The organism is Rhodococcus sp. PBTS 1, from assembly GCF_001620025.1.
Taxonomy (GTDB): domain Bacteria; phylum Actinomycetota; class Actinomycetes; order Mycobacteriales; family Mycobacteriaceae; genus Rhodococcoides; species Rhodococcoides kroppenstedtii.
In genome coordinates, this window is sequence record NZ_CP015219.1 from 1,304,027 (window position 1) to 1,316,484 (window position 12,458).

The window sequence follows — 12,458 nt, forward strand, 5'->3', positions numbered from 1 at the left end:
ACACCGCCGCCGTTCGGGAACGCACTTCTATGCTGTGCACGTGACCGATCGATCACGCACGTCCCGCACCCCGTCCGTCGTCGACCGGCTGGCGGCGGCCACCCACGGGAGCGTGCCCTTCTCCGTCGAGTTCTCGCCGCCTCGCGACCAGGCCGGTGAGGACCGCCTGTGGCGGACCGTGCGGGCGTTCGAGCAGATGCATCCGGCGTTCGTGTCCATGACCTACGGCGCCGGCGGATCGACGCGTGACCGCACGGTGCGCGTCACGGGCGATCTGGCCGACTCCACCACGCTGGTCCCGGTGGCGCATCTCACCGCGGTGGGGCACAGCGTCGCCGAACTTCGGTCGATGGTCGGGGCGTACGCCGATCGGGGCATCGCCAACATCCTCGTGCTGCGCGGTGATCCGCCCGGTGACCCCCTGGGCCCGTGGGAGAAGCATCCCGACGGCGTCGAGTACGCCGAGGACCTGGTCCGACTGGTCAAGGACCTGGGGGACTTCCACGTCGGTGTGGCGTCCTTCCCCGGTGGGCACCACCGGTCGCCGTCGCTGGACGACGACACCCGATTCCTCGTCGGCAAGCTCCGGGCCGGCGCGGACTACTCCATCACCCAGATGTTCTGGGACGTGGAGGACTACTTGCGGCTTCGGGACCGGGTGAGCGCGTTCGACCCCGAGCAGGGCGCGAAGCCGATCATTCCCGAGATCATGCCCATCACCTCCCTGCGCTCGATCGACCGTGCCGTCGAGCTCTCCGGATCGGAGCTGCCTGCGGCCGTGCGCGCGCGCCTGGCCGCCGCCGCGGGGACCGGCGAGGAGGACCGGGCCGCCGTGCGCGCGGTGGGCATCGAGCTGGCCACCGAGATGGGGGAGCGGCTCATCGCCGAGGGCGCGCCCGGCCTGCACTTCATCACCCTGAACTTCGCCAAGGCGACGTCGGAGGTCGTGGCGAACCTCGGGCTCGCCCGGCCGGCTCCGGCGATGACCGGGTCAGCGACGGGTGTCGAGAGCGCGTGACTTCCAGGTGAGCGTGCCGCGGCGCCGTCCGCGGTCGCTGGACACCGCGAGCGCCGTCCCCACCACGATCGACGCCGGGTGCCAACTCGACGTCACGACGTCGCGAAACAGGGAGTCCGGGCTGCCCTCGGCCCGCCGGGACGCCAGCCGCGACACCACGCCGGCGCCGTAGCCGAGCGCGGCCCAGCGGCGTGTGCGACGCGACGACGCGAGCAGACCGGTGGGCGGCACCACCCAGATCGACGCCACCACGGCACCGACGGCGACGGCGACAGGTCCCCGGCCGAACTGCGACCACAGCCACTTGCCGTGGCCGGCCCACACCTGCGCGGCGTCGTCGTACATCCGGCAGGTGGCCACCCGCCCGCCGTACCCGACGGCCGTCGGCAATCCGTGTCGGCGGAACTCGCGTACCAGCTCGAGATCGTCGGCGACGGCGCCACGCGTCGATCGGTGCCCGCCGACGGCGCGGTAGGCGGCGGCGTCCATGACGAGGAACTGGCCGTTGGCCACGCCCATCGAGGGACGACGGCCGCGGTTGGCTCCTCGGACGTAGAGGCTCACCGACCACGACCAGGAGAGCAGCGGCTGGACCAGCCGCTCGGCTCGGGTCACGGCCACCTGCCCCGGCCACGGGCTGAGGAAGGCGGTGCGGAGCTCACGCAACTCCGCGACGGCCGCATCGACGGCGTGCGGTGTCAGCCGGACGTCCGCGTCGACGAAGACCACCACGGTCGGATCCGTCTCGGTGAGCGCGCGGTCGCCGAGATCGATGCACGTCACCGACTTGCCGACGCCGCCCGCGGCGTCCGGCCGCCGACGGTCCACGCGCACCCGGGGGTCGCCGCCGGCAGCGGCGACAGCGACGTCGGCGGTGCCGTCGGTGGACTCGTCGTCGAGCACCAGGACGGTCAGGGCGGCAGCGGTCCGCTGGGCGAGCAGGTCGGCGAGCAGATCGGGGAGCCGGGCCGCTTCGTCGCGGGCCGGAATGCACACGGTGACCCGCTCGGTGGCCGCGGCCGCGCCGCCACGGCGGGGCGCGACCACGGGTGCCGTGCGGGCGTTCACCACCGCCAACGCCGCGGTGGCCGTCGCCGCGAGAGCCCCGGCCCGGACGAGGCGGCCGTACACGGTCAGCCGGCGTCGTTCGGGCGTCGCGACGTGCGCAGCGACGGGTTCCGCGACACGTAGGCCATGCCGCCGACGATTGCGGCGACACCGACGGTCACCCCGAAGACGATGCCCGCCCAGCCGGCGAAACTGCGCGTGTTCGGATCCGAGTACCGCACCTCGGCGCGCAGCGTGCTGCGTTCACCGGCCGGCAGGGCCCAGGAGACCACGTTGTCACCCTCGCGGGCGCCGTTGGTGGTGGTCACCCGCGCCGGGAAGGCGATGGTGAACTGGACGTCGCTGCCGTCTGCGGGCACGGTGCCCAGATCCACCTGGCCCGACAGGGCGACCAGGTCGCCCGAGCGGGTCAGCGTCAGCTGGAACAGGCCGTTGGCCTGATCGGACAGTCCGCCGAGCTGCTGGACGTCGCCGAACGTGAGATCGCTGAACAGCGCCTCGCTGCCCACATATCCGTCCGAGGAATACGGCTGGACGCGAATTTTCCCGGACAGGCTGTCGGGCACGTCGAGACCCGGCCCGGTGTCACCCTCGGCGGTCGGAATCACCGCCACCACGATGCGTCCGGAGACGCGGTCGTCGGAGGACACGCCCATGGACACCTGGGCGCGCAGACACCCGGACAGCAGGACGGCGGCGAGCGCGAGCACGGTCACGACGGCGAGGCGGCGCGTCGTCCGACGACGATCGGGATGGCGGGAGCGAGGTTCGGCTGGCGTGACCACAGCGGTCATGGTGCCAGCCGACCGGCCGCCGTCAGTGCACGGGTCGATCGACACGCGGACGGGTCGCCGCGGCGTCGCGCCGGCGTACCGCCAGCAGGAAGGGCACGCCGACGACACCCATGGCGACCAGGCCGTACAGGGCGGACCAGCCGAGGTCGGGGAGGAACACGGCGTGGGCCACGGCGGACCCGAGCCAGGTCCACAGGAAGAGCGCGAGCGGAACCGAGCGCGAGACATCGGGCCGCTCGGACCGTGCGCGCCCGAGCAGCTCCATGGCCACCGCCATGCAGAAGGCGACGAGCAACCATCCGACGTAGTTGGTCCAGGGGATACCGGGCAGTCCCGGCAGCCCGGAGAAGGCGCTGCACCAGGTCCACTGGCCGTCGGCGACCATCTGCGGGTCGAGGTAGAGGTCCCAGCCGACCACGCCCACCGTCGTCAGGCCGATGCGCGTCGCCGCGCCGGCCCGAGCGCGCTCGGTGATCACCGTGGCCGCCGTCCACACCGGATACAGGCCCGCTGTCCAGGCGAACGGCACCACCACCGGGACGTGGGCGATCGAGGGTCCGATCCGATCCTGCGCGTAGGAGTAGCACCCGAACGGCATGCCCGTGCGCGTGCCGACGATCTCGGCGGTCAGACCGATGCCGGCCGTGATCACCACCATCGCGACGGCCCATCCGCCGCCGCGGGACCGGGTGGCGTGCGCGACGCACGCCGCGGCGAGGAGGGCCACCACGGCGAACGTGATGGCGTCCTTCACCGAGCCCGACGCGAGCGGGTAGGCGATCTGGGCCAGGACGGCCGCCACCGCGAAGCCGAGGGCCACCGGCGGGGTCCGCAACGCGGTGGTCACCTCACCGGCCCACCATCGCGCCGAGGCGGGAGGCGAGGCGTCGCACGGGCGATCCGGCCCGGTCGGCCAGGGCCAGGCGCGCCGCGCTGCGGCCGGACGCCCCGGACACACCGCCACCCGGGTGGGTCGAGGCGCCGGTGAGGAAGAAGGACGGCGCGCCCGGCACGGTCATGCCCGCCAGCGCGGGCATCGGCCGCCACATCATCATCTGGTGCAGCGACATCTCCACGTGCATGACGTTGCCGCCGATCAGTCCGAGTTCCTGTTCGAGGTCCCACGGCGACTGCGTGTGGCGGCGCAGGACGGAGTCGGCGAAACCGGGGGCGTAGCGATCCACCTCGGCGACGATGCGGTCGCCCTCGAGCTCGGCGACCTCGGGCGATCCGCCGCGCCACGAGCGTCCGTCGGCCAGGCGGTAGGGGTGCCACTGGGACCACAGGGAGACCTGGTGCTCGCCGGGTGCGGCGATCGAGGGGTCCACCGCGCTGAAGCTCATGGCCAGCACGACCGGTGCGGGGGGCAGGTCACCGGCCGACGCGGCACCGTGGGCCCGACGCAGCTGGGCGCGGTCGTGCACCAGCAGCTGCAACCCGTGCGAGGAGTCCGCGACGTCGGTGTTCGGGTACTGCGGCAGGGCGGACGTCGACGCCCGGACCACCATGCCGATACCCGGGCCCACGTCGATCTGCCGTCGCCACGACGCGGTGGTCGCCGTGTCGAATCCGCCGGCGTCGAGCAGGTCCAGGGTGGTCAGGACGTGGCACCCGGCGATCACGGTGCGGGCCCGGACCTCCTCGCCGCTCGCGGTGCGCACCGACCATCCCTCGCCTCGTCGACTCACCGAGGTGACGGCGTCGCCGAGGGTGACGGTGCCGCCGTCGGCCTCGATCTTGGTCGCGAGGGCGACGGAGAGTGCGCCACTGCCGCCGACCGCGCGACCGGGCGGGGTGGTGTGCATCAGTGTGTTGAACGCGACCATCGGGGCCGTGCCCGGTTCGGACATCGGCGGACCGGACTGCGCCCCGAACCAGGCGAGAGCGGCCTTGAGTCGCTCGCTGTCGAACCACCGGTCGAGCAGCGCGTCGCCGGAGGCGAGGAACTCGCGCGAGAGCGCCGCCGGGCCGTCCTTGGCGTCCATCCCCCAGAACGAGGAGAAGAACGCACGCCCGGTGGGCGGCGCGCCGAACGAGCGCATGACCCGGGCGCTGCGCGGGCCCCACACCGTGACGAAGCGCCGGTACGCGTCCGCGTCCCGACGTCCGCAGGCCGCCTCGATCGACGCACACGTGGCGTCGAGGTCCACCGAGAACACGATGCCCGGCTCGTCCGTGCCGGGAGGTGGGGGAGCGAACGCCCAGGGATCGCAGTCCAGGTAGCGCAGGCCGTGCTCGGCCAGACGCAGTTCCTCGATGATCCCGGTCTGCCGCACCATGATGTGCGCGGACGACCCGCGGTCGACCTTGTGGCCGGGGAAGCGCTCCACGGTGGAGGCCGCGCCGCCGACGACGGTGTCCCGCTCGAGAACTCGGACCGACCACCCCGCCTCGGTGAGGTAGGCGGCGGAGACGAGAGCGTTGTGTCCCGATCCGATGACGGCGGCGTCGATCACGTGGTCGGCTCCTCGGTGGTGGGGGTCGCGGTGGTGGGGGTCGCGGTGGTGGGGGTGGCGGTGACGGCGGAGGTGGGGTGTCCGGCCGGACGAGGGTGGTCCGACGGTGACGTGTCCAGGGGTAGTTCGCGGCCGAGGACGGCGAAGGGTCGGGAATCGCCCGCGAATCGGAAGCGGCGCAGCACGTCGGTGAAACCCGCGCGACGGTAGAGACGCCACGCGCGGTTGTCCTCGGCGTGGACCTCGGGAGTCGAGAGCAGCACGCGTTGCTCGCTCCGCCCGGCCAGCAGGGCCTCCAGTAGTCGGCCGCCGATGCCGGCGCCCTGCACACCGGGGCTGACGTGCAGCTCGGTGAGCTCGACGTAGTCCGCGAGAACGAGTTCCGCGCGGTCCGGGCTCCACCCGGCCCGGCGCATTCCGTCGCGGACCTGGCGATGCCACCACTGGCCGTGATCGCCGCGGTAGCAGTAGGCGATGCCGACGATGTGGTCGCCCTGCAGTGCGCCGACGGCACGCCATCCCGGCCGCAGGATGTGCTCGGACCACATCGGGGCGCGGTGCAGGTCCGTTCCCGGCGGATAGCCCATGGCGTCGACGTACACCGCGAGTGCCTCGGTCAGCCGCGCACGCATCTGCTGCGGGTCGAGGTCGAGCAGAGTGACGTCTCCGCTCCCGGCGGATGCGGGCACGACGGTCACGGTACCCATCCGACGAACCCTGGCGCGTCGGCGTGACGAGCGGTACTGTCGAGATCGAACACACGTTCGACGGTACGGGACGGACCCGGCCGGGCGTCGTCACCCCGGCCGTTCGTGTCGGACCTGCGTGATCTTCTTCGCACCGGTGGTCGGAGCGGAATGCGCAGTCCCCCGGGGCAGTGGTTGACATGTGGTGACGGCACACGCACGGCACCGAGCACACGGCATCGAGCACACAGCATCGAGCACACGAGGAGGTTCCACCCATGGCGACAGGTTTCGCTCCCGGGAGCACCCGCGGCGCTCGCGGCACGGTTCTGCCCTTCGGTGCTCCGGCAGCACCCGCGGCACCGGCGGGTCCGCCGCCGCGCTCGGCGGCGTTGCTGCGGCGGGCGGATGCATTGCTCGCGACTGCGGCGGGTGCACCGACCGCCGCCGATCGCTTTCTCGAGGCGTACGTGGCCGCCTTGCGGGGTGCCGGTGCCCTGCTCGACGTGGTGGACCCGACGCCGAAGCGCGGTACGCCGCGCAGTGCCTGGGTGCGGATGCAGTCGGCGGCGCCGGAGTTCTCGGACTGGGCGGCGTACTTCTCGGCCCACTCGTCGGTTAGAGCGGCGATCGAGGCGGGGTCCGGCGACCGGATGGACTCGGCCGAGGCCGACGAGTTCTTCACCCAGGTCGGACGCTTTCTCCACCGGGTCGAGGACCTGCTGACGGCGTCGTCGGAGGCGGTCCCGCAGTCCGCGTAGGACGAGGCTCCACCACGCCGCCCGATTTTTCCGCATACTGGTGTGGCAGCGAGGTGGTACGCCACCGAATCTGCTCGTATCATCGTCAGCAGGTGGCCGGACCGATCGGCCGCCTCTCACTTCTGGCCGGGAGTGAGAGCCCATCCAGTGCCGGGGGAGGTACCGTGCCACTCTCCGAGCACGAGCAGCGCATGCTCGACCAGATCGAGAGCGCTCTCTATGCCGAGGACCCCAAGTTCGCGTCCACCGTGCGCGGCGGACGTATCCGAGCGGCGTCGACTCGCCGCCGCTTCCAAGCCATCGCGCTCTTCGTCGTCGGTCTGGTTCTGCTGATCGCCGGCGTCGCGCTTCCCGTCAAGCCCGGTGGGTTCCCCATCATCAGCCTGGTGGGCTTCGCGGTCATGTTCGGCGCGGGTGTTCTCCTGCTCGTTCGCAAACCCGGCGCGCCCACCGCCGAGGCGGATGCCGACGGCGGTGCAGAGCCGTCGGGACCGCCGTCCTCGTCCCGTCGCTCCGGCCCCGCCACGCGCGGCACGTCGGGCCAGCGGGGCGCGAAGCGTCCCGGCTTCTCGGCTCGGATGGAGGAACGTTTCCGACGCCGCTTCGACCAGGGCTGACCGACACGGGTCGGCGTCCACGCTGACTCCCTGATCTTCACGCCGAATGCGGCGCCTCGTCACGAGGCGCCGCATTCGGCGTTTTCGTGCGTGCCCGCCGCCGCACCGCATCCCACCGGGGCTCGAGGGTGCGAGTTTTCCCACGGGATCCGGGGCAGATCCGCGGATCCGCAGTGTCGAGGCGGATCGTGTGGCAAAACTCGTGCGGGTGCCGGGCTCGGGGTGCCGGCGCACCTGCGCCGCCCCACGACGCCCCACCGAAGCCGGCGAACGTCGTCCGGGCCCCCACTTTCCTCCACTCGCACACGAGAAAGCGCCTCGAGCTGCGCTGTTCGTCGGCCGAAGCAGCGTCGCGGAACCAGGGCCCGCCGTCCGGTCTCGTCGTCACGCACGAGAACTCACCGCGTGCGACCAGGTCTTTCGATGACATGTCACCACTCCGAGGGGGCGAAGTGATTGAAAGTGGGGGAAAGTGGGGTAATGTGGCCGTCAGCGGAGAGAGCAAGCCGCGACGGACGCGAGCGGGAGGTGCCGGGTGTTCCTCGGTACCTACACGCCCAAGCTCGACGACAAGTTCCGGCTCACGTTGCCGGCGAAGTTCCGAGACGAGTTGGCAGGAGGGGTGATGGTGAGCAAGGGGCAGGATCACAGCCTGGCCATCTACCCCCGTGCGGTGTTCGCCGAGCGTGCGGAGCGATTGGCGGCGGCGTCGCGGTCGAATCCGCGGGCGCGGGCGTACATCCGCAACCTGGCGGCCGGGACGGACGAGCAGCACCCCGACGGACAGGGCCGGATCACCATCGGCCCCGCTCACCGGGAGTACGCGAACCTCTCCAAGGACTGCGTCGTGATCGGTTCGATGGACTATCTCGAACTCTGGGACGCCGCGTCCTGGGAGGCCTACTCCCGGGAGCACGAAGAAGATTTCTCGCAAGCAGTGGACGAATCGCTCGAAGGAATGTTGTAGCCGACCGTGGCCGACGCGAGTGCCGCGTGGCCTCTGCCCGAACCGGGCCTTGACGTACTTCCCCGACGCCAAGTACCGGACCAGGACCCTGACGTACTTCCCCGACGCCAGGTGCCTGATCGGACAGGGACCTCGCGCGCATTCGCTCCCCACGGACCGCGAGACCGACCGCAACCGACACGACTGCAGACCACGGCGAGACACGGCGGGAGATCGAGATGGTGGAGCAGCAGGGGTCCCCGTCCCCCTTCTCTCACGTTCCCGTCCGACTCCACCGCGCCGACGAGTTGCTCGGACCGGCCTTCGCCGCCGCGGGCGACCGTGACCCCGTCTACCTCGACGCCACTCTCGGCCTGGGTGGGCACGCCGAACACTTCCTCGAGACCTACCCGCGACTGCGCCTGATCGGCCTCGATCGCGACACCGACGCTCTCGCGATGGCCCGTGAGCGCCTCGCCCCGTTCGGCGATCGGGTGGTTCTCGTCCACACCACCTACGACGGCATCGAGGGTGCGTTGGATCGCGCCGGGCTCGATCACGTCGGCAGCGTCGACGGCATCCTGTTCGACCTTGGTGTGTCGTCCATGCAGCTCGACTCCGCGGATCGAGGCTTCGCCTACTCGGTGGACGCGCCGCTGGACATGCGAATGGACCCGACGACGGGCCGCACCGCCGCCGACATCCTCAACACCGCCACGCACGGCGAGATCGCCCGCATCCTCAGCACCTACGGCGAGGAGCGATTCGCGGGACGGATCGCCTCCGCCATCGTGCGGCGTCGCGACGAGCAGCCGTGGACCACCAGTGGACCGCTCGTGGAGTTGCTGTACGACAGCATCCCCGCCGCCACCCGTCGCACCGGGGGACACCCGGCCAAACGCACGTTCCAGGCGCTTCGAGTCGCGGTCAACGCGGAGCTCGACTCGCTGCACGACGCGATCGCGCCGGCCCTGACCTCCCTGACCGTGGGCGGACGCATCGTCTTCATGTCGTATCAGTCTCTCGAGGATCGCGTGGTCAAGCAGGAACTGACACCGCTGACCCGCTCCACCACCCCCGAGGGCCTGCCGATGGAGCTGCCCGGGAGCGGTCCCGAGTTCCGACTCCTCACCCGCGGTGCCGAGAAGGCTCCGCAGTCCGAGATCGACGACAACCCCCGGGCGGCACCCGTGCGTCTGCGTGCAGCCGAACGTATTTCGAGGAGGACGTCGTGAGTGCACCTGTCGATGTGACGGGAGGGTCCCGGCGTTCGGGCGGCGCGGTCGACCGTGTCGGTTCCCCGTCCGCACCCGCCCGCACCGGCGCGGCCCGGCGTGCCTACGAGAAACGTCAGCGACGCGCCCGCGCCCTGGACGTCGACACGCCGTCGACCGATCGCCGCGCCGTCGCTGCACGAGTCCCGTTCGTCGCAGCCGTCATCGGCCTGCTCGCGATCGGCCTGGCCTGCACTCTGCTGCTCAGCACGCGCGCGGCCGAGGAGTCCTACCGGCTGAGCGACGCGCGCGCGGACAACCAGCGACTGACCGAGCAGGCGGCCGCCTTGCAGCGCGACGTCGAGCTGGCCGCCTCGGCACCCGAACTGGCACGGCGTGCGGCCGAGCTGGGCATGATCCCGACCAAGGACGTCCCCCGCCTGGTGGTGCAACCGGACGGGGTCGTCCAGGTGATCGGCACGCCCGCTCCCGCGGCGGGCCCGCCGGCCCCGGCGTTCTCGGCGCCCGTCGCTTCGCCCGGGCGTGGCGCTGCCGCTCCGACGACGACGCGGTCCGGTACGGGAGCCGCGGCCGCACCCGGCGCGACTCCCGGCGAGGCACTCACGCCGATGGACCGGGGCGCCGCGCCCACCACCACGACCGCACCGGCGACACCGTCGGCACCGGCAGCGCCGGCCGCGGCAGCGCCCCAGCCCGCAGCGCCCCAGCCGGCAGCGCCCCAGCCGGCGGCGCCGCAGAACCCCGGACCGGTGAACGAACAGCCCGTGCCGGTGGCACCCGCGACCGGAGGCACGCAGTGAACCAGCGACGCGACGAGCCGCCCCTCCGCTCCCGCGGACCGTCCCCTCGGTACCCGGCTCGGTCCGGGCCGCAGTACCCGGGTCGACCGGCCGCGCCGCGCGGACGGGGTCCCTCCCGCCGTGGTGGTGCGAAGACGGAGACGTTCGACTTCCGCTTCCGCTACGGCCGGTTCGCCATGTTCCTGATTCTCGGCATCGCCACGGTGCAGTTGCTGTGGATCCAGGGCATCGACGCGCCCGCGCTGTCGGCGCAGTCGGCCAGTCAGCGGACGACGACCATCGTCGACCCCGCCACGCGCGGATCCATCACGGACCGGGACGGCAAGCCCATCGCGTTCACCATGGAGGCGAAGGCGCTCACCTTTCAGCCGCAGCGAGTGCGTGTCGAGCTCGAGGAAGCGAAGGCGAAGGACCCGTCGGCGCCCGAGCCGGACGATCGCATCGACGCCATCGCGGCCGGGGTCGCCGACGCACTGAGCGGCGTCGTGACCGAGAAGGACCTCATCGCCAAGATGACGGGGAGCTCGAGCTTCGAATACCTCGTGCGCAGTGTCGATCCCGCGGTGGCAGCGTCGATCGCCGAGGAATTCCCCGAGGTCGGTCTGGAACGCCAGGACATCCGCGAGTACCCGGGCGGCGCCCTCGCGGCGAACGTGGTCGGCGCGACGGGGTGGGACGGTCACGGGCTGCTCGGTCTCGAGGACTCGATGGATCCGGTCCTCGCCGGCACGGACGGCTCCCGCACCTACGACCGCGGCAGCGACGGCGCGGTGATCCCCGGAAGCTGGCGTGACCAGCAGCCCGCGATCGACGGCTCCACCGTGGAGCTCACGCTGAACAGCGACATCCAGTACCAGGTGCAGCAGCAGGTGCAGCAGGCGAAGAACCTGTCGGGCGCGAAGAACGCGTCGGCCGTCGTGCTGGACGCGAAGACGGGCCAGGTGCTGGCCATGTCGAACGACGGCACGTTCGACCCGTCGATCGGCGTCGGCAACAACCCCGCCGATGCTCAGATGGGCAACCTCGCCGTGTCGAGTCCGTTCGAGCCCGGCTCGGTGAACAAGATCGTCACCGCCGCGGCGGCCATCGAGGACGGACTGACGCGCCCGGACGAGGTGCTCCAGGTTCCGGGGAGCATCACGATGGCCGGAGCGACCGTGAAGGACGCATGGGATCACGGCGTCGCGCCGTACACCACCACCGGCGTGTTCGGGAAGTCGTCGAACGTCGGCACGTTGATGTTGGCGCAACGGGTGGGGGAGGACCGCTACGCCGACATGCTGCAGAAGTTCGGCCTGGGTCAGCGCACCGAGGTCGGGCTGCCCGGCGAGAGCGCCGGCAGTGTTCCCGCCCGCGACCAGTGGTCGGGCGGCACCTTCGCCAACCTGCCCATCGGACAGGGCCTGTCGATGACGCTGCTGCAGATGACGGGCATGTACCAGGCCATCGCGAACGACGGCCTGCGCATCCCGCCGCGCATCGTCTCCGCGACGGTGGGACGGGACGGAACCCGGACCGAGACTCCGCAGCCGGACGGTGTGCAGGTCGTCAGCCCCGAGACCGCGCGCACGGTGCGTGACATGTTCCGCTCGGTGACCCAGAACGACACGGGCGACCAGCGCGGCACGGGTGTGCAGGCCGGCATCGAGGGCTACCAGGTGAGCGGCAAGACCGGAACCGCTCAGCAGGTCGATCCGAACTGCAAGTGCTACTCGAACTCGAGCTACTGGATCACCTTCGCGGGCATCGCGCCCGCGGACGATCCGCGGTACGTGATCGGAATCATGCTCGACGCGCCCACGCGCAGCGCGGACGGCTCCGGCGGTCAGTCCGCGGCGCCGTTGTTCCACTCCATCGCCTCGTGGATGCTGCAGCGCGACGCCGTGCCGCTGTCCGCGGAGGCGGATCGGCTGGTGTTGCAGGCGGGCTGACCGGACCGGACCGGTCGGGGTGCGCGTCGCACCGCCGGTAATCTGATGCGTCGGCCTTCTCGCCGGAACGGTGCGTTCCGGCGAGTCGGCGCGTCGCGACCCCCGCGTGAACAGCCGTTCCGCCACGACAACCAGGAGCGATCACA

12 protein-coding genes are annotated in these 12,458 nt (G+C 71.6%); 7 read left to right on the forward strand and 5 right to left on the reverse strand.

The annotated features are described in order from the left end of the window. Positions 1–40: 40 nt before the first annotated feature. Positions 41–1,018, forward strand: coding sequence for a methylenetetrahydrofolate reductase (locus tag A3Q40_RS05870; RefSeq protein WP_068105365.1), 978 nt, complete (start codon positions 41–43; stop codon positions 1,016–1,018). Here A3Q40_RS05870 and A3Q40_RS05875 read toward each other — a convergent pair. From A3Q40_RS05875 to A3Q40_RS20160, 5 genes are read right to left on the reverse strand one after another with little or no spacing between them, the layout of a single operon-like run. Further along, positions 992–2,149 carry a glycosyltransferase gene (locus tag A3Q40_RS05875; RefSeq protein ID WP_068100420.1) on the reverse strand — a complete coding sequence of 386 codons (1,158 nt, stop codon included), beginning with the start codon at positions 2,147–2,149 and terminating at the stop codon, positions 992–994. The genes A3Q40_RS05870 and A3Q40_RS05875 overlap by 27 nt on opposite strands. 2 nt (positions 2,150–2,151) lie before the next feature. Further along, positions 2,152–2,880 carry an LppM family (lipo)protein gene (locus tag A3Q40_RS05880; RefSeq protein ID WP_371831461.1) on the reverse strand — a complete coding sequence of 243 codons (729 nt, stop codon included), beginning with the start codon at positions 2,878–2,880 and terminating at the stop codon, positions 2,152–2,154. Positions 2,881–2,902: 22 nt separating this feature from the next. After that, complete coding sequence (locus A3Q40_RS05885) at positions 2,903–3,727, reverse strand: carotenoid biosynthesis protein (RefSeq protein WP_235606465.1); 825 nt, start codon at positions 3,725–3,727, stop codon at positions 2,903–2,905. Position 3,728: 1 nt separating this feature from the next. Continuing rightward, on the reverse strand, positions 3,729–5,336 hold the full coding sequence (locus A3Q40_RS05890) for a phytoene desaturase family protein (protein WP_068100423.1): 1,608 nt from the start codon (positions 5,334–5,336) through the stop codon (positions 3,729–3,731). Beyond that, the gene (locus A3Q40_RS20160) at positions 5,333–6,043 is read right to left on the reverse strand and encodes a GNAT family N-acetyltransferase (RefSeq protein WP_069972908.1); all 711 of its coding nucleotides are present in this window, start codon (positions 6,041–6,043) and stop codon (positions 5,333–5,335) included. Before A3Q40_RS20160 ends, A3Q40_RS05890 begins: the two co-directional genes overlap by 4 nt. Positions 6,044–6,300: 257 nt before the next feature. On the opposite strand from A3Q40_RS20160, the gene A3Q40_RS05900 reads away from it, so the two are divergent. The 6 genes from A3Q40_RS05900 (at position 6,301) to A3Q40_RS05925 (ending at position 12,312) form a co-directional block, all read left to right on the forward strand. After that, positions 6,301–6,783 carry an SAV_6107 family HEPN domain-containing protein gene (locus A3Q40_RS05900; RefSeq protein ID WP_157889519.1) on the forward strand — a complete coding sequence of 161 codons (483 nt, stop codon included), beginning with the start codon at positions 6,301–6,303 and terminating at the stop codon, positions 6,781–6,783. A gap of 164 nt (positions 6,784–6,947) precedes the next feature. Then, on the forward strand, positions 6,948–7,400 hold the full coding sequence (locus A3Q40_RS05905) for a DUF3040 domain-containing protein (RefSeq protein ID WP_068100424.1): 453 nt from the start codon (positions 6,948–6,950) through the stop codon (positions 7,398–7,400). 535 nt (positions 7,401–7,935) lie between these two features. Then, complete coding sequence (mraZ, locus tag A3Q40_RS05910; protein ID WP_068100425.1) at positions 7,936–8,367, forward strand: division/cell wall cluster transcriptional repressor MraZ; 432 nt, start codon at positions 7,936–7,938, stop codon at positions 8,365–8,367. A 218-nt stretch (positions 8,368–8,585) separates the two neighbouring features. Then, positions 8,586–9,581, forward strand: coding sequence for a 16S rRNA (cytosine(1402)-N(4))-methyltransferase RsmH (rsmH, locus tag A3Q40_RS05915; protein WP_068100429.1), 996 nt, complete (start codon positions 8,586–8,588; stop codon positions 9,579–9,581). Continuing rightward, positions 9,578–10,381, forward strand: a complete 804-nt coding sequence (locus tag A3Q40_RS05920; RefSeq protein ID WP_157889520.1) for a hypothetical protein — start codon at positions 9,578–9,580, stop codon at positions 10,379–10,381. The genes rsmH and A3Q40_RS05920 overlap by 4 nt, the downstream gene beginning before the upstream one ends. Further along, positions 10,378–12,312 (forward strand): peptidoglycan D,D-transpeptidase FtsI family protein, encoded by a 1,935-nt coding sequence (locus tag A3Q40_RS05925; protein ID WP_235606467.1) that lies wholly within the window; start codon positions 10,378–10,380, stop codon positions 12,310–12,312. The genes A3Q40_RS05920 and A3Q40_RS05925 overlap by 4 nt, the downstream gene beginning before the upstream one ends. Positions 12,313–12,458 lie beyond the last annotated feature (146 nt).

Excerpts from the sequence above, each read along its gene's own strand:
- A3Q40_RS05900 (WP_157889519.1), top strand. The coding sequence starts at position 6,301 with ATGGCGACAGGTTTCGCTCCCGGGAGCACCCGCGGCGCTCGCGGCACG.
- A3Q40_RS05880 (WP_371831461.1), bottom strand. The coding sequence starts at position 2,880 with ATGACCGCTGTGGTCACGCCAGCCGAACCTCGCTCCCGCCATCCCGAT.
- rsmH (WP_068100429.1), top strand. The coding sequence starts at position 8,586 with ATGGTGGAGCAGCAGGGGTCCCCGTCCCCCTTCTCTCACGTTCCCGTC.
- A3Q40_RS20160 (WP_069972908.1), bottom strand. The coding sequence starts at position 6,043 with ATGGGTACCGTGACCGTCGTGCCCGCATCCGCCGGGAGCGGAGACGTC.